We start from the raw sequence: 16,804 nt of genomic DNA on the forward strand, positions 1-16,804 counted from the left end.
GAGGTTACCTCTGTACTTCATACGATGTAGAGAGGTAACCTCGGTATGTCCATCGGGGTACGCGCACCCCGACCTCGGCATCAAGGAAGCCTCGTGTCCTCACCCACTCCCATAGCCCTGCCCCCGGTCCAGGGGCCACGCCGCGTCAATCACGACGACCAGGACCAATTGAGAGCCCACCCCGTGAAGCTGCGGAGGATCGGCTCTCTCTTCCGTCCGCACCTGCGCGCACTGCTGGGTGTGGTGGTGCTGATCATCGCCTCAGGGCTGATCAACCTGAGCCAGCCCTTCCTCGTCAAGGGCGTCATCGACGATGCCCTGCCGCACGGGAACACACGGATGTTGGTCTGGCTGGTGATCGCCATGATCGTGGTCGCGATCCTCACCGCCGTGGTGGGTGTCATCCAGACCCTCATCTCCACACGCGTGGGCCAGCGCGTGATGCACGCCCTGCGCACGGACTTGTTCAAGCACCTGCAGTCCCAGTCGCTCGGCTTCTTCACCCGGACCCACGGCGGTGAGGTCCACTCCCGCATGACCAATGACATCAACGGCATGCAGACCCTGGTCACCAACACGGCTACGGGGGTGGCCTCCAACCTGACCACCGCCATCGGCACCATCGTGGCCATGCTTGCGCTCTCCCCCTGGCTCAGCCTCATCTCACTGCTGGTGATCCCGCCTGCCGTGCTCGTGGCCCGCCGCGTGGCCCTGCTGCGCCGCGACGTCACCGCCAAGCAACAGGCCCAGATGGCCGTACTGCAGAACGGCGTGGACGAGGGCCTCTCCGTCTCAGGCATCCGCCTGGCCAAGACCATGGGAACCACCAAGCGTGACGCGGCCCGCTTCGACGAAGCCTCAGCGGATCTGGCCGAGCTGGAGGTGCAATCCCAGCTGGCAGGCCGCTGGCGGATGTCCACCATGCAGATCATCTTCGCGGCCATCCCCGCCCTCATCTACCTCGCGGCAGGCTTCCCGGTGGGCGGTGGCATGTCCATCGGTACCGTGGTGGCCTTCACCGCACTGCAGGCCAACCTCTTCCGTCCCGTCCTGGGCCTCATGTCCGTTGGCGTCCAGTGGGTCACCGCCATGGCCTTCTTCTCCCGCATCTTCGAATGGCTCGACCTGGTCCCGGAGATCCGCGAACCGGAGCACCCGGTGAAGGTGGATCTGGACCGCTCACGCGGCGAGGTGCGCTTCGAGGGCGTCGGCTTCGAGTACCCGGACTCGGGCGGAGCGACGCTCACCGACGTGGACGTCCTCGTCCCGGCGGGTACGAGTACGGCCGTGGTGGGCCCCACGGGCTCCGGGAAGTCCACCCTGGTTTCCCTGGTCTCCCGCCTGAACGAGGCCACCAGCGGGCGGGTCACCATCGACGGAGTCGACGTACGGGACATGGCCTCCGCCGACCTCGCCTCCCTGGTGGGGGAGGTATCCCAGGAGACCTACCTGATGCACGCCACCGTGGCGGAGAACCTTCGGCTCGCGGCACCGGAGGCCACGGACCAGCAGCTCTGGGAGGCCCTGACGACCGCCCAACTCGCGGCCCGCGTCAGCGAACTGCCGCAGGGTCTCGACACCGTGGTGGGGGCCCGTGGACACCGGTTCTCCGGCGGGGAGCAGCAGCGGCTCGCCATTGCCCGCACGCTGTTGCACGATCCGAAGGTCCTGGTGTTGGACGAGGCCACCTCGGCACTCGACAACACCACAGAGGCCGCGGTGCAAAACGCTCTGGATCGCTTGGCGAAGGGGCGTACCACCATCACCATCGCCCACCGGCTCTCCACCATCGAGGACGCTGACCAGGTGCTGGTGCTTGACGGCGGCCGCATCGTGGAGCGCGGCAGCGCTCCAGACCTGCGCGCAGCGGGAGGCGCGTTCGCGAGGCTCTCTCGCAACGCGGCCGTCGGACACTAGAAGCTGCAACTTACACAGGTGAGGGACAGGTGCAACCTGGGAGGGAGGAAAGTTCAGGGGTCAGACTGGACGAAGTTCGATACGAAGTAGTTTTGAATCGTCTCGTAATTCTGACCACCAGGGAGCGCCATGACCGTCCACCACCGCACAGGCAGCCGCACGAGTTCGCGTCCGGTTCTGCGCAACACCGCCATGCTCAGCGCCTCCGCCGCGATCGCTCTGATGGCGGCCGGCTGTGCCACCGCAGCCTCTGAGGGCACCAAGAACAACACGGACACCAAGTCCTCCGCCAGCTCCAGCACCGCCGGCTCCAGCACCGCCACTGGAGCGGAGTACGAGGACGGCACCTACTCGGCCGACGGGGAATACACCTCGCCCGGAGGCCAGCAGAGCGTGAGCGTGGAACTGACGCTGAAGGACGGCGCCATCTCCGACATCACAGTGACCCCTGGCGCGGTGGACTCGCAGTCGCAGCGCTTCCAGAAGGACTTTGCCGAGAACGTCGCGGACCAAGTGGTGGGGAAGTCCCTGGACGAGGCGGACGTCTCCGTGGTGGCCTCCTCCTCCCTGACCTCGGAAGGATTCAACGAGGCCCTCGCCAAGATTGCCGAGGAAGCCGTTGCCTGACACTGCGGTCTGGGAATTCGACGCGATCGGCACGCGCTGGCGGATCCACACGCCAGAGACGCTGCCTGAGGCCGATCGCGCCGCCGTTTCTGCCGTGATCGAGGACTACGACAAGACCTTCTCGCGCTTCCGGCCCGACTCCGTGGTCAGCCGGATGGCCTGGGACGCAGGACACTGGGAACTACCCGCCTACGCCTCCGACCTGCTCGGACTCTACAAATTGGTCTCCGCGGTCACGGACGGTGCCGTCAACCCGCTGGTCGGTGCCTCACTGTCCCATCTGGGCTACGGAGCCGACATCACCCTCGAAGCCCAACCGGGTACGCTGCCCGCACCTCAGTTCAAGGACGTGTGCACCGTCAACGGCCGGGAGCTGACCACCTCGGAACCCATCACGTTGGACGTCGGCGCGCTGGGTAAGGGGCAATTGGCGGATCTGGTGCTGGCCTGCCTCAAGGACGCCGGACACTCCGACGTCGCCGTCGACGCCGGCGGCGACGTGGCCTGCGCCGGTGGTGCTCGCCGACTCGGCGTCGAGGATCCCGCCGACCCCACCCGCGTCCTCGCCGCGGTCACTCTGACGGATGGCGCACTCTGCGGCTCGTCCACGCGCCGCAGGGCCTGGCAGCGCGGCGGCTCGCAGGGTAGTGAGGACCTCCACCACGTGCTCGACGCGCGGACGGGGAGTCCCGTCCGCGGCGTCACCGCCGCCTACGCGTCCGCTCCGGACGCGATGACCGCCGATGCCGCGACCACGGCCCTTTTCTTTGCCTCCCCCAATACCGTCTCCGACGCCCTGGGAGTGGAGACTTTCGTGGTGTACGACGACGGCCGGGTGGCATGGAGCGTGACGCGCGGCTGGAAACCTGGAAAGCGAGAATGGGAGGTTTGGGCATGACCGGATTGGGTCAGGCCCTGCGCCGGATACCGATGTACGTGGTGGTGGCAGCGGCCTTGGGGCTGCTGGCGCTCTGGTCACTGCTGGGGGCCACCCTGCGCACCATCCCGCAGTACAACGGCGACCTCTTGGCCTCGCTGCTGGTCAGCGTCGTGGCGACGCTGACCGCCAACACGGTGGTGTCCGCCGTCCTCAGGGCGCCGCTGCGCTTCTCCTCGGCGTTGACCACGGGCCTCTTGATCTACTTCATCATGTGGCCCACGGCCACGGTGGACGACCTGACATCCGTGGCCCTTGCAGCGGTCATCGCGGTGGTGGGCAAGTTCCTGCTGGTGCCCTTCGGCCGACGCCTCGTCAACCCGGCGGCCTTCGGTGCTCTCGCCGTCGTGGTGCTGGGCCTGGGGACGCCGTCCTGGTGGGTCGCGACCAGCTGGATGCTCTGGGCTGTCCTGATCCTTGGGCTGGTGGTGTTGTGGCGGGCCGGAAGCTGGGATGCGGCGCTGGCCTGTTTCCTGGTGTATCTGGTGCTGAACATTCAGTGGCTCATGAGCACCAACTCCACCTCGTTGTTGTCCACCATGCGCACGGCGTTGGTGTCCTATCCCATGGTGTTCCTGTGCCTCTTCATGGTCACGGAACCGCTCAGTGGGGCGCCCGCCCGCTGGCAACGTGTGGTGGTTGGAGCCGTGACCGGATTGATCGCCTCACGCCCCATCAACGTGACGGTGGGGGACAGCGGCTTCACGCTTGGCCCTGAGTTCGCGTTGGTGGCCGGGAACCTGGTGGCTGCCGTTCTGGCCTTCGTGGCCGCGGCCGTGGACGGCCGGGCCACCGGCGCCGGAGGCAAGCTCACCGTGACCAACGTGGAGCGGCTGGCCCCCAGCCTCGTGGAGGTCGAGTTCTTCTCCAAGCGTGCCCGCAAGTACCTGCCCGGCCAGGCACTGGAACTCACGGTTCCGGGTGGTGGGGGAACCCGTGGGAACCGGCGGGTGCTCTCCCTGGTGGGCACGGACCCCCAGAAATTGCGGGTGATCTACCGGCTTCCTGCCAAGGCCAGCCAGTTCAAGCTGCGGCTGGCGGCGGCCCAACCTGGGTTCAAGGTTCGCAGCGAAGGCATCCGTGGCGACTTCTCGCTCGGCAACGGCAACGAACCCGTGGTGCTGGTGGCCCGCGGCGTCGGGATCACCCCGTTCTTGTCACAGATCGAGGCCGTGGTCCGCTCCGAGGGCACCCGCGACGTGGTGCTGATCCACGTGGTCTCTTCACCGGGTGACGAGGTGCTCACCTCACGCCTGGCGGCACGACTCGGCTCGGAAAACCTTGTGTCAACGGGCGTGAAATTGATCCAGGTGGATCCGGAAGCCTCCTTGGTGATCCCCGAGCTGCTGCGGATCTGCCCTGATGTTCAGCAACGCAGGGCCTTGGTCTCGGGTTCACCCGGTTTCGTGGCCCGCGCCAAGTCCGCACTCCAGGATGCTGGGGTCGCCAAGGTCAAGACGGACTCGTTCGCGGGCTACTGAACCCCGCGACTAGCATCGAAGGCGTGACATCGAGCGCAGAGAGAAGCCCCCACGGCGGGGCACCCCATGGCGGCGGCCATGGCAGGGCTGGTCATGGGAAGGGCGGACGCCCCAAGTTCGGGCCACCGCATCCATTGGTCCGTGGTTCCGTTTCTCCGCCGGTGACCGTGACCCTGGTGCTGCTTGCGTGGCTGCACGCGGCCCTTCTGGTGGGCGTGTTCGTGGCGCTGGGCCGGGTGCTGGACTCCGGCGCCTGGGACTTCGGCTTCGTGGAATTCGCAGGCCTGGGCTCTGGGCCTGAAACGGCTGTGCTCACGGACCAGGGCGATCAGGGTGACGGGAGCCGCAGCGCGGGGATCGTGGCCATGATCGTCTGCGGTGTCGGTGCAGCCGCCTGTTCTTACGTCGAAGCGAGACTGGTGGCTCGGGCCCAGGACACCGCCGAGCGGCGCCTGCGCGGGGCCGTTCTCCTCTCACATTTGTCCCAGAAGACGGCTCGGACCTCCCGCGATGCTCGGGTCATCCCGTTGGCCACCTCCTCCGTGGAACGCGCAGCCCACTATCGGGCGGGATTCCTGGCGCCCACCATCGGGTCCTTCACCACTCCACTCGTGGTGGTGCTGCTCCTCGGGGTGCTCGTGGACTGGGTCGTGGCCGGCTGGCTGGCCCTCATGATCGTGTTGGTGCCCCTGGTGATCGGCGTGGGGCAGCGCCTGTTGAGTGGCGCCGGCGGCGAGAATCGTCGTCAACGTGCGGCGCTGTCCGGTCTTTTCCTGCGCAGCGTGCAGGGGCTGTCCACGCTCGTGGCCTTCCGCGCAGCGGGTCGGGCCGAGGGGGAGCTCAAGCAACTCGGGGAGAAACAACGCCAAGGACTCATGACGCTGCTGGCCAAGAACCAACGACTGGTGCTGGTGCTCGACCTCAGCGTCACCCTGGGATTGTTGGTCGTCACGACCGCAGTGTCCGCGGCAGGCGTTCAAGCTGGACGGATGGGCGTCGGAGCCGCACTCGCCGCCATCCTCATCGCGGTCCTGGCCGGGCAACCCGCCGATTCCGTCGGCAAATTCTTCTACATCGGGATAGGCGGCAGAGCCGCAGAGGCCGCGCTGACCCGCTACCTGAACTCGGCCGGCGCCGGGGCCACAGCCAACGTCGGAGGTGGCACCGGCGGCACCGCTGCCACCGTCGCCGGCGCAACCGCCGCGGCGGCGACGGAAGCCCACCACACGGCGTCGGGCACAACCCCCGCGATCCTGCTCAGCGGCGTCACCGCGGGCTGGGACCCCGCGCGCGCCGTGATCCGGGACCTGGACCTGACCGTGCAGAGGGGAGAGCACGTGGCGCTCGTGGGGCCGAGTGGCGTCGGCAAGTCCACGGTCGCGGCGCTGATCCGGGCAGACCTGCAGCCCAGCAAGGGCGAGGTGAGGGTGCTCGGCGAGTCCACCGCGGGAACGTCTGCGCAGGCGATTCGTGAGCGGCTGGCCGTGGTGGACCAACGCACCTACCTCTTCCAGGACAGCATCGCCGCGAATTTGCGGCTGGCGGACGCGAACGCGGACGAGGACAGGCTGTGGTGGGCGCTGGAGGCCGCCGGCTTGGCCAGGGAGGTCAGAGACATGCCGTCGGGCCTCGCAACGCAGGTGGGGGAGCACGGACTGACGCTCTCAGGTGGGCAGGCGCAACGTTTGGGACTGGCTCGGGCCTTCCTCAAGGATGCGCCCGTTCTGGTGTTGGACGAACCCACGTCCCAGGTGGATCTCGCCGGAGAGGCCGCCTACCTGGCCGCGCTGGAACGGTTGTGCCGTGACAAGGCGGTGCTGATGATCGCACACCGGCCCGGCGCCATCATGGCGGCCGACCGGGTCGTGACGCTGGGAGCGAGCTCATGAACCGTCTGCCCCTGATCGGGTGGATGCTGCGCATCACGCGACCGCTGCTACCGCGGCTGACTCTTTCCGTCGCGGCGCGGGTGGTGGGGCACCTGCTCTCCGCAGCAGTACTGGTGCTGGCCGCGCACGCCGTGGTGTCCGCCCTGACCGGCGCGTTCTCGGTGAGCTCGATCTGGTGGATCGTGGGGTTGAGCCTGGCCAAGGCCGGGCTGCGCTTCCTTGAGCACCACGCCGGGCACTGGGTCGCCTTCGCCGCGCTGCAACGCCTGCGCGAACTGTTCTTCTCCCGCCTGATCCCGCAGGCGCCGGCCGCGACCACGGGCCGGGCGTCCTCGGAGATCACCGAGATCGCCACCGCCGACATCGACCGGATCGAGGTCTTCTACGCCCACACCATCCCGCCTGCCATCTCCGCCGTGGTGGTGCCCGCGGTGGCGCTGACGTGGTTCGGGCTGGCCGTGGATGGCGGGCTTGCGCTGGTCATGGGTGCGGTGCTGCTGGTCGCCGTGGTACTGCCGTTCGGGTTCGCGCGATTCTCCTGGGCGGCGGCGCAGGATCAGGCGGCGGCCAGGAGCTCGGTGGCGGTCCAGGTGGCCGACGACGCGCAGGGCCTACGCGAGATCCTCGCCTTCCAGGCTTCGACCCCTCGGTTGGCCTCCCTGGGTGCGGCCTCACGGTCGGTCTCCGCGGCCGGCGCGCGGCTGGGAGGGGTCGGCGCCTGGCGCACCGCGGTGGCTCGGCTGGTGTGGTGCGCGGGGCTCGTTGCGCTGGTGGCGACCGGTTCGTCGTTGGAGGCCACCGCGATGGCTGTGGCGCTGTTCGTCTCCCTGTGGGCCTCCGATGCCGGGGCCGAGGCGTTCTCGCTGTCGTTGGATGCGGCTCTTGCCTCGTGTGCCAGGGTGCGGTCCGTGATCGAGGCGTCTCCGTTGGTGTCGGATTCCGGCGACGGTGATGTGGCAGGCACCAGCGGGGTGTCAATGTCCTTGAGTGAGGTGAGTTTTGCGTACCCGGGTGCTGGATCTGCTCTTACCTTGGACAACGTCTCCTTGTCCTCACCTGCTAGCTCGTGGACCTATGTGTGCGGCGTTTCCGGGTCCGGGAAGTCCACGCTGGCGGGTCTCCTCACGCGAGGGTGGGACGTGGGTTCCGGTGAGGTGCGCGTGGGTGAAGCGCCGGTCGGCTCGCTGTCGCTGGGCGCCTTGCGTGCGGCGGTGGTGACGGTGGACCAGCGGCCCATTCTCTTCCCAGGCACCGTGGCGGAGAACCTGCGGCTCGGGGCGCCTGAGGCCACGGATGCCCAGCTGTTGGCGGCGCTGGACGTGGTGGACCTATCCGGATCCCTGCCGGATGGACTCTCGACGCGGGTGGGCGAGCGCGGTGCAGGGATCTCCGGCGGCCAGCTGCAGCGCGTGGCCCTGGCCCGGGCCCTGGTGGTGAGGCCGCGATTGCTGATTCTGGACGAGGCGTTGAGCCAGCTGGACGCCGAGACGGCCGCGGTGGTGCGGGTCCGGCTCGGTGCGTTGGATTGGGCCCCGACGGTCCTGGAAATCACGCACCGCACGGACATGATCCCCGATGACGGGGTTGTGGTGGTGATGGATCGTGGCCGCGTCGTCGAGGCCGGTGCGGCCGGCGTGCTGCGGCAGGCGGGCGGCCCGTTCTCCCGCTTGGCTCTGCGCGCTTGATGCAGCCTCATGCCCAGGTCGCAGTGCACCTCCTGATGGCGCCCACCTGCGCCTCACACACCGACACAACTTCAGCGCGATTCTCAACTTCAGCGAGAAAGCGGGATTCGCGCTGAAGCCAGAAATCGGGCTGAAGTGGCGTTGGGCCGCATCACGCGGAAACGGAGGCCGGATCGAGCTCGTAGCGGTAGACGGGCCAATCGTCCTCGTCACGCCACAGCCAGCGCACCGTCTTCGCGCTGGTCCGGTCGCTGAGCCACACCGTGGCATCCGGATGCCAGCCCGCGATCATGGACGCCCCGTTCTCGCGCCCGTTGCTGGGCGGAACCGGGATCGCGGTGCCGGAACAGGCCAGGTAGGCGGCGATGGTGAGGTGGATGCCGTCGTAATGCCTGGAGGCCGCGGCGATGTCAGGCGTCACCCAGCCGGGGTCGGTTCCGTCACCTGGGCTACGCGGATGACGGCCAGTCGACTCCGACCACTCCCGGGCGTTCCGGGTGATGTCCCGAGGGAACTCGGCGCACAGGTCGGCCCAGTCCTGGCCGGAACAGATCTCCAACACCCTGTCCGAGTCCGAGACCACCACCCGTGTAGCGCGACGATCCTCGGGCCCATAATCGTCCTCCTCGCAGTAGAGCTGCAGCGGTCCCGGCCGGTCGGGATCCGGGGAAAGGCCCGTGGTGACCGTACCGTCGCCCATTGGGGTGCACCAACCGACCTCTGGGTCGTCATCATCGAACTCGGACGTAGCGTCGTCACCGGTGGTCGGAAGCGGCATGAACTTCCAGTTCTTGAGAAACTCTTCCTGGAGAGCGGCTGGATCTCCGTAGTCGCCCGCCACCTCGATGTTCTCGGTCTCGGCTTCGTGGTCCTCGTACGTGACCTCGACCGGGGCACCATCCCTGACCGCCCAGCTCTGGTCCCGGTCGATGGGCCGTTCCATCCAGTCACATGCGGGCAGCACGTGCTGGGCCACCCGCAGTAGGGCGTCCTTCACTCGGGGGTCGGCCAGGGCAACATCCAGCCCATCGGGATGCTGCCAGTACCTGGCGGTGGACACGGAGTCCTCCAACGCCTGCATCAAAGCGGACACGGTGGGCGGCGGTAGCGGGGTTCGTGCAAGTCCGGCCGCGATCGATTCCAGCAACGGGCCGGGCTCTGCCTTGGCTGCTTTGATCTTCTCGGCGCGTTCCTTCCGAGCTAGTTCCAGTTCGCGCATGAGCTCGTCATGGTCGTACCCCGCGCTGCCAACGGCCACGGCCATCTGCAACGGGCCATACGACCCATCCACGTCGAGGGCCTCGTCCGCCACGTTCAGCGCGGCATCCAGCTCGGGGTCGGTGCGGTCCTGCTCATCCGGCCACGAGGTGACGAAGCACAGCAACAACCTGCGCCCGCGCGGGCCCATCAACAGCGTCTCAGCATCCATGTGCTCACCGTACCCTTGCGCAACTTCAGTCCAGTTCCTAACTTCGGCCCAATCACCGCATCCGCGCTGAAACTGGATATCCCGCTGAAGTTGAGATCCCAGGATGGGCGTTGAGCGCCGGAGACCAGGGCTTGGACGCAGTTGGCGGTCCCACTTCTACCCTCGGTAGAATGGGACCCGACCGTGCCCACTCGCGCACCACCAGGAGGCCCCCGATGCAGAATCGCCTGCGTCCACTGGGTCATGCCTGGGCTGCCTCGGGTGTGGCGGTGGCGCTCGCCGTCCTCACTCACGTCCTGGCAGGTGGACACACCCCTAATCCGGTCCTGGTCGCGGTCACGTGGGCCCTCGGCGCCGTGGTGGCGTTGCCGTTCGCGACGCGCAAACCTAGCGGGGCTCGCTTGGCCGGACTCCTGCTCCCGGCCCAGCTGATCTATCACCTGGCCTTCGGCGGCACTCACGTGGGTTCTCACCACACGACCGGTCACCTGCATGGTGCGGAGCTGACGGCGGCTTTGAGCCCCACGACCCACGGTGGAGCAGGCAACGAGATGCTGCTGGCTCACCTGGCCTCGGCCCTGCTCTCCGTCGCGGCGATCCGTTATGCGGAACGCAGCCTCGACGTGGTCCGCGAACTGGCAAACCACCTGGCCGACGTCGTGTGTCGGCTCGCGCGCGCGGCGCGCCTGCCGCGGGTGCCCGCCACCCGGCGTCGGGCCTGGGTCGCCAACCGGACCCCCGCAATTCTCACCGCCGTGGCCCTGCCGGGCCCGGTCTCCCGCCGCGGACCACCCGCTTTCCTCACAGCGCACGCCTGATCGCCTCGGCAGAGGTCGTTCGGGCGCGCCAACGTGTCCCGAAGAGACCACACACAATGTTGAGGAAAACATCTTGAAGAAGACCTTTGCTGCCCTGTCCGCATTCGCCCTCGTCGCAGGCCTGGCCGCCTGCGGTGGCAACAATTCCAGCGAATCCAGTGGTTCCACCGACGCCGCAGCCTCCGGCAAGATCACCGTCGAAGACGCGTGGGTCAAGGCCACCGACACGGATATGACCGCCATGTTCGGAACGGTGGAGAACGGCACGGACGAGGACCGCACCATCGTCTCCGCCGACTCCGACGTGGCCGGGATGGTGGAACTGCACGAGACCGTCGCCGACGGCTCCGGATCCACCATGATGAAGGAGAAGAAGGACGGCTTCCCGCTTCCTGCGGGCGAGTCCAAGGAGCTGGAACCCGGCGCCGATCACGTCATGCTGATGAGCCTGGACAAGAAGCTCGCCGCCGGGGACACCGTCACGGTGACGCTCACTTTCGATGACGATTCGACCCTGGATGTCGAGGCGCCCGTGAAGCCGTTCACCGGCGCCAAGGAGACCTACGCTCCCTCCGAAGAGGCATCCACCCATGACGGACACTGACCGTCGTTCCTTCCTCCGTGGCGGCCTGATCGCCGCCACGGGGGCGGCGGCCGGCGCCGCCGTGGGTGTGGCCGGGGGAGCGGCCCTTGTGCGCGACGACGGTGGCCGGGTCGGCGCCTCCGGGACCTCGGCGGGTGACGCCGAGGCGTCGGGCAGTGGCGCCTTCGGCACCGAGACCGTCTCGGCCGGCTCCGGCAGGCAACCCGGGGTGGACACCGCGCCGGGCGCGCACGCCATCTTCCGGGCCTACAACCTGAAGGACGGGGTGAGTGCATCCAAGATCAAAGGCTGGCTGATGCTGCTCTCCGACGACATCGCCCGGCTCATGTCGGGGCGTCCGGTGTTGGCGGACGTGGAGCCCGAACTCGGCGCGGACCCGTCGTCCCTCACGGTGACCCTGGGGTTCGGTCCGGGCATGGTTTCGGGGCTCGGCGCATCCGTGCCCTCCTGGCTGGCTCCCCTGCCGAAGTACAGGATCGATCGCCTGGAGAAGCGCTGGGGGCAGGCCGATCTGGTCTTGCAGATCACCTGCGACGATCCGCTGACCCTGGCCCACGCGGATCGCGTACTGCAACGTGAGTGCGCGCCGTTCGGTGAGGTCGCCTGGGTTCAGGAGGGGTTCCGCTACGCCCGCGGTTCGCGGCCGGACGGGACCACCATGCGCAACCTGTTCGGCCAGGTGGACGGGACCACGAACCCGCGTCCGGGGACGTAGGACTTAGACTCTCTGGTTTATCGAACCGGCTCCGATGCCTTCGGGGACGGCTCCACCACCCTGGTGCTGCGGCGGATCTTCATGGACCTGGACTCTTGGGACGAGGTGGACCGCTCGGCGCGCGAGGACGCGGTGGGCCGTCGCCTGTCCACCGGTGGTCCGGTGACTGGAGGTAAGGAACATGCCGAGCCGGATTTCGAGGCCAAACAGGGGCTGGTGACCAAGGTCGCCGACTTCGCCCATGTGCGCCGTGCCCGGACCGGGGACGACGCGCAGCGGATCTTCCGGCGTGCGTATAACTACGCCGCGCCGGGAGCCGCCGGGGACTCGACGGACCGGGCCGGGCTGCTCTTCGCCGCCTACCAGGCCGACCCTGTGAAGCAGTTCCACCCCATCCAGGCGCGCCTGGCGGAGCTGGACATGATGAACGAGTGGACCCACCCGGTGGGTTCCGCAGTGTTCTGGATCCCGCCCGCCGCACAGGCCGGTGGGTCCATCGGGGAGGGGCTGTTCTAGAGCTCTTGGGTTCTAGAGTTCCTGCTGTCGGTGGTGGTCCAGCTTGGCGTGGATCTTGGCCAGGACCGTCTTGAGGGTGTCCTGCTCTTCTTGCGTCAGGGCGTCGAAGACCGTCTCTTGAACGAATCTGACGTGATGGGGCGCGGCCGCCTCGATGGTGGCCCGCCCCTTCGCGGTGAGGTGGACGTCGTGTCCGCGCCGGTCGCAGAGACTGGGGACGCGTTCGATGAGTCCCTTGGCTTCCATGCGCCGCAGCAGGTGGGAGAGGCGGCTGCGTTCCCAGCCAAGATCCGAGGCGGTGTCGGAGGGGCGCAGCTGGTCGTTCTCCGACTCGGAGAGGGTGGCCAGCACGGAGTATTCACCCGTTGACAGGTCGCTGTCATGGCTGAGTTGCCGGTCCATGGCGGAGGGGAAGGCCCAGACGAAGGAGCGCAGGCTGCGCCACAAGGTCTGCTCGTCCTCGTTGAGCCACCTGGGTGCTTCGTTGTCTGCCATTTCATCCTCCATATGCTTGACGCGTCAATCATAACGCGGGATGCTGGAGGAATGAAACAGGAGCCAGCTCAGGGGAGCTACGTCGAGGCCGGGGAATTCAACCGGGACACGAACTATATCGAGGACCGGATCGTGGCCGATCCTGCCGCGATCAGAGAGCTGCCGGCGCCGATCGAATCCAAGATCGGCGCGCTCGGCTACGGGCTCAGTGAGGGTGCAGAGGCGTGGCCTGTCGAGGCCGGACGCTACCGGCTCGTCGCTGCACGCGCCTGCCCTTGGGCTCACCGCACCGTGATCGTCCGTCGGCTCCTCGGTCTCGAGGATGTCATCTCCCTCGGGATGCCCGGGCCAACGCATGACGCGCGTTCGTGGACATTCGACCTGGACCCGGACGGCCGCGATCCGGTGCTCGGGACCGAGCGGTTACAGGAGAACTACTTCAAGCGCTTCCCGGACTACCCGCGCGGGATCACCGTCCCGGCGCTGGTTGACGTACCTTCAGGGGCAGTGGTCACCAACAATTACCCGCAGATCACCCTGGACTTCTCGACCCAATGGCGCGAATTCCACCGTGAGGGTGCCCCGGATCTGCTGCCTGATGACAAGCTGGAGGAGATGTGGCCCGTCATCAAGCACGTATTCACCGAGGTCAACAACGGCGTCTACCGTTGCGGGTTCGCCGGCTCCCAAGAGGCCTACGAGGCTGCGTACGCCCGGCTCTGGGACGCCATGGACTGGCTCGAAACCCGGCTGGAGAACCAGCGATACCTCATGGGGGAGACCATCACCGAGGCCGACGTCCGCCTCTTCACCACGCTGGTGCGCTTCGACCCCGTCTACCACGGGCACTTCAAGTGCAATCGCAACAAGCTCTCCGAGATGCCCAACCTCTGGGCCTACGCCCGCGACCTGTTCCAGACCCCCGGCTTCGGGGACACCGTGGACTTCACCCAGATCAAGCAGCACTACTACGGCGTGCACCGCGACATCAATCCGACGGGGATCGTGCCCGTGGGACCGGACCTCTCCAATTGGCTGACGCCGCACGGCCGCGAGGCACTGGGTGGCTCGCCGTTCGGGGACGGGACGGCACCCGGTCCTGTGCGCGAATCGGAGCGAGTGGCCGCAGGTCACAACCCCCTCTACCCCGCCTGAGCCGCCTCGTGTGATTCGATTGAACGCATGACGATCATCGCTGCAGCGGACGGCTCCGCGCTCGGCAACCCCGGGCCTGCCGGATGGGCCTGGTACATCGACGAGAACGCCTGGCACGCCGGCGGGTGGAAACACGGCACCAACAACATGGGCGAGCTCATGGCCGTGTTGGACCTGCTCAACTCCACCGAGTCCGTGCGCGAGCAGCCCCTACAGATCCTCTGCGACTCCCAGTACGTCATCAACTGCCTCACCAAATGGATGAAGGGCTGGAAGAAGAAGGGGTGGAAGAAGGCCGACGGTAAGCCGGTCCTCAACCAGGACCTGTTGAAGGAACTCGATGCTGCGCTCGCCGGCCGCGACGTCACCTTCGAATGGGTCAAGGGCCACGCCGGGCATCCCCTCAACGAGGCCGCGGACACGCGTGCCAACGGCGCGGCCAAGGCCTACCAGGCCGGCAAGGCACCTCAGGCTGGGCCCGGATTCACCAAAATGCCCGACGGCGTGACGCCCGGTACCGCCACCACCGCGCCTGGGCGCGGTGAGGCACCCACCGGTGACGAGGCGTCGGGCATGGGACCCGTGGACATGGCCCTGACGCTCGAGGCCGAGGTCATGGACGCCATCGAGAACGGCGATCGGTCCACCCTGAAAGTCCTGCTCTCCCCTCAGTTCCGCGGCGTGAGCCACCGCGGTGAGTTGGTGAATGCCGCACTGGTGGTGGATGCGGAGTCGGGCCGTCCCGTGGCCGACGGTGTGGAGCGGCTGTTGGAGGAGGCAGTTTCATCCTCCGTTGTTCAACTGGCCTACCGGATTCATCGCGGCGATTCCTCGTCCGTGGTCACCAGCTGGTGGCGGCGCGAGGACGCGGCCTGGAAGTGTTTCTTCCGCCAGGAGACCCCGGAATCCTGAAGGCTCTTGAGGGCAGGCTTTCCTGCCTGGAAACCCCGTGCGGACCGGAGTATTCATGGTGGCATGAGCATCCCCGACTCCCGCGGTGACCGGAGTTTCCACCCCGGAGAAGAACACACCGAAAGCCTCGCCTCACGACTGAACTGGTTGCGTGCCGGAGTGTTGGGTGCCAACGACGGGATCGTGTCGGTGGCCGCGGTCATGGTCGGTATGGCCGGCGCCACCGAAGAGGTCTGGCCCATCATCGTGGCCGGAGCCGCTGCGGTGTTGGGCGGCGCCATCTCCATGGCGCTTGGCGAGTACGTCTCCGTCTCCTCTCAGAAGGATGCGCAGGAGGCCATGATCGTCAAGGAACGGCATGAGCTGGAGACCATGCCGGAGGAGGAACTCGAGGAACTGACGGGCCTGTATCAAGACCGGGGTCTCTCTCGAGACACGGCCGAGCTGGTGGCTCGGGAACTCACGGCGAAGGACGCGTTGAGTGCTCACCTGGAAACGGAGCTGCACCTGAACCAGGACGACATTCCGTCCCCATGGTCGGCTGCTGGGGCGTCCGCGGTGGCGTTCCTGACCGGTGCTGCGTTGCCGTTCCTGATGTCGGTGCTGCTGCCAGTGGCTCTACGTGTGCCGCTGACGTTCGTTGCCGTGGTCGTGGCCTTGGCCCTGACCGGTGCCGTCGGTGCCTGGCTGGGTGGTGCTCGGCCTGCTTGGGCTGCGCTGCGCACGGTGGTTGGTGGAGCCCTGGCCCTGACAGCCACCTGGCTGATCGGCACGTGGCTCGGAACGGGAATGGGATGAGTCCGCGTACGGGTTTGGCGAGAGAGTCAGAACAGGGTGGCGAGTGAGGGGACCGAACCTGGTTCCCGAGCAATGGTCCTGCCTCGTGCAGCGGCCCTGCCTTCGGGGGTGTCGTCATCCTGATCTGCTTTCAGGCCGTACTTACGTAGGAGCGGTTCCATGCGGGCGCTCAACCACGACCGATACTCGCGGGACGCGTAGGAGGATTTGGCGTACATCCGCCGATAGCGGGGGAGTAGTTCGGCGTGAGTTTCGCCCAGCCACTTCATGAACCACTCCCTGGCACCAGGGCGCAGATGCAACGCCCCGTAAATCACCTTCGTTGCGCCCGATTCCGCTATCGAGCGCACCGCGTGTTCAAGGTGCTCCATGGTGTCTGTCAGGGCGGGCAGGATCGGCATCAGGAACACGGTCACATCGAAGCCGAGCTCGGCGGCTGCTCGTACCGTTTGGAGGCGGGCGGACGCGCGGGGCGTTCCTGGTTCCACCGACTGCTGCAGGTTGTCGTCGAAGAACGCGATGGACATGCTCAGGTCCACCGGGACGTCCTCCGCAGCCCGGGCCAGCAGGGGGAGATCCCTGCGCAGGAGTGTTCCCTTGGTGAGGACGGAGAACGGGGTTCTGTGCTGCGCCAGGGCCTCGATGATGCCCGGCATCAGGCGGTACTTGCCCTCCGCACGCTGATAGGGATCGGTGTTGGTCCCCAGTGCAACATGCTCGTGCCCCCACTTCGGCTTGGCCAGTTGGGAGGCCAGCACTTCCGCCACATTGACCTTGACGATGACCTGTTGGTCGAAGTCCAGTCCCGCGTCCAGGTCCAAGTACC

Annotated in this window: 16 protein-coding genes; 13 read left to right on the forward strand and 3 right to left on the reverse strand. The window is 67.3% G+C overall.

What is annotated here, in order from left to right; all coding sequences use genetic code 11:
* The first annotated feature begins 93 nt into the window (after positions 1–93).
* The 6 genes from Q0A15_RS06845 to Q0A15_RS06870 all read left to right on the forward strand — a co-directional run bounded on the left by Q0A15_RS06845 (position 94) and on the right by Q0A15_RS06870 (position 8,536).
* Positions 94–1,917: an ABC transporter ATP-binding protein gene (locus tag Q0A15_RS06845; protein WP_291278778.1), complete on the forward strand. Its 1,824-nt coding sequence runs from the start codon at positions 94–96 to the stop codon at positions 1,915–1,917.
* A gap of 129 nt (positions 1,918–2,046) precedes the next feature.
* The gene (locus Q0A15_RS06850) at positions 2,047–2,544 is read left to right on the forward strand and encodes an FMN-binding protein (RefSeq protein WP_291278779.1); all 498 of its coding nucleotides are present in this window, start codon (positions 2,047–2,049) and stop codon (positions 2,542–2,544) included.
* Positions 2,537–3,442 (forward strand): FAD:protein FMN transferase, encoded by a 906-nt coding sequence (locus Q0A15_RS06855; RefSeq protein ID WP_291278780.1) that lies wholly within the window; start codon positions 2,537–2,539, stop codon positions 3,440–3,442. The genes Q0A15_RS06850 and Q0A15_RS06855 overlap by 8 nt, the downstream gene beginning before the upstream one ends.
* Positions 3,439–4,962, forward strand: a complete 1,524-nt coding sequence (locus Q0A15_RS06860; RefSeq protein WP_291278781.1) for a hypothetical protein — start codon at positions 3,439–3,441, stop codon at positions 4,960–4,962. The genes Q0A15_RS06855 and Q0A15_RS06860 overlap by 4 nt, the downstream gene beginning before the upstream one ends.
* A gap of 161 nt (positions 4,963–5,123) precedes the next feature.
* Positions 5,124–6,851, forward strand: coding sequence for an ATP-binding cassette domain-containing protein (locus tag Q0A15_RS06865; RefSeq protein WP_291278782.1), 1,728 nt, complete (start codon positions 5,124–5,126; stop codon positions 6,849–6,851).
* Positions 6,848–8,536, forward strand: a complete 1,689-nt coding sequence (locus Q0A15_RS06870; protein WP_291278783.1) for an amino acid ABC transporter ATP-binding/permease protein — start codon at positions 6,848–6,850, stop codon at positions 8,534–8,536. The genes Q0A15_RS06865 and Q0A15_RS06870 overlap by 4 nt, the downstream gene beginning before the upstream one ends.
* Positions 8,537–8,687: 151 nt before the next feature.
* Here the strand turns inward: Q0A15_RS06870 and Q0A15_RS06875 are convergent, their stop codons facing one another.
* Positions 8,688–9,965 carry a hypothetical protein gene (locus Q0A15_RS06875; RefSeq protein WP_291278784.1) on the reverse strand — a complete coding sequence of 426 codons (1,278 nt, stop codon included), beginning with the start codon at positions 9,963–9,965 and terminating at the stop codon, positions 8,688–8,690.
* A gap of 215 nt (positions 9,966–10,180) precedes the next feature.
* Here Q0A15_RS06875 and Q0A15_RS06880 point away from each other — a divergent pair, with 215 nt between their 5' ends.
* The 4 genes from Q0A15_RS06880 (at position 10,181) to Q0A15_RS15035 (ending at position 12,618) form a co-directional block, all read left to right on the forward strand.
* The gene (locus Q0A15_RS06880; RefSeq protein ID WP_291278785.1) at positions 10,181–10,783 is read left to right on the forward strand and encodes a hypothetical protein; all 603 of its coding nucleotides are present in this window, start codon (positions 10,181–10,183) and stop codon (positions 10,781–10,783) included.
* A gap of 73 nt (positions 10,784–10,856) precedes the next feature.
* A complete protein-coding gene (locus Q0A15_RS06885; RefSeq protein ID WP_291278786.1) occupies positions 10,857–11,387 on the forward strand; it encodes a copper chaperone PCu(A)C in 531 nt (176 codons plus the stop codon).
* A complete protein-coding gene (locus Q0A15_RS15030; protein ID WP_367273364.1) occupies positions 11,374–12,102 on the forward strand; it encodes a Dyp-type peroxidase in 729 nt (242 codons plus the stop codon). The genes Q0A15_RS06885 and Q0A15_RS15030 overlap by 14 nt, the downstream gene beginning before the upstream one ends.
* 12 nt (positions 12,103–12,114) lie before the next feature.
* The gene (locus Q0A15_RS15035; protein WP_367273365.1) at positions 12,115–12,618 is read left to right on the forward strand and encodes a Dyp-type peroxidase; all 504 of its coding nucleotides are present in this window, start codon (positions 12,115–12,117) and stop codon (positions 12,616–12,618) included.
* A 12-nt stretch (positions 12,619–12,630) separates the two neighbouring features.
* On the opposite strand, the gene Q0A15_RS06895 is transcribed toward Q0A15_RS15035, so the two are convergent.
* On the reverse strand, positions 12,631–13,113 hold the full coding sequence (locus Q0A15_RS06895; RefSeq protein WP_291278787.1) for a MarR family transcriptional regulator: 483 nt from the start codon (positions 13,111–13,113) through the stop codon (positions 12,631–12,633).
* 51 nt (positions 13,114–13,164) lie between these two features.
* On the opposite strand from Q0A15_RS06895, the gene Q0A15_RS06900 reads away from it, so the two are divergent.
* The 3 genes from Q0A15_RS06900 to Q0A15_RS06910 all read left to right on the forward strand — a co-directional run bounded on the left by Q0A15_RS06900 (position 13,165) and on the right by Q0A15_RS06910 (position 15,978).
* Positions 13,165–14,268 carry a glutathione S-transferase C-terminal domain-containing protein gene (locus Q0A15_RS06900; RefSeq protein WP_291278788.1) on the forward strand — a complete coding sequence of 368 codons (1,104 nt, stop codon included), beginning with the start codon at positions 13,165–13,167 and terminating at the stop codon, positions 14,266–14,268.
* A gap of 27 nt (positions 14,269–14,295) precedes the next feature.
* On the forward strand, positions 14,296–15,180 hold the full coding sequence (locus Q0A15_RS06905; protein ID WP_291278789.1) for an RNase H family protein: 885 nt from the start codon (positions 14,296–14,298) through the stop codon (positions 15,178–15,180).
* A 63-nt stretch (positions 15,181–15,243) separates the two neighbouring features.
* Positions 15,244–15,978 carry a VIT family protein gene (locus tag Q0A15_RS06910; RefSeq protein ID WP_291278790.1) on the forward strand — a complete coding sequence of 245 codons (735 nt, stop codon included), beginning with the start codon at positions 15,244–15,246 and terminating at the stop codon, positions 15,976–15,978.
* A 26-nt stretch (positions 15,979–16,004) separates the two neighbouring features.
* On the opposite strand, the gene Q0A15_RS06915 is transcribed toward Q0A15_RS06910, so the two are convergent.
* On the reverse strand, positions 16,005–16,804 hold an 800-nt coding region (locus Q0A15_RS06915; protein ID WP_291278791.1), incomplete at its 5' end, for a radical SAM protein.

The sequence above is a fragment of the Galactobacter sp. genome (assembly GCF_022712295.1).
GTDB lineage: Bacteria > Actinomycetota > Actinomycetes > Actinomycetales > Micrococcaceae > Galactobacter.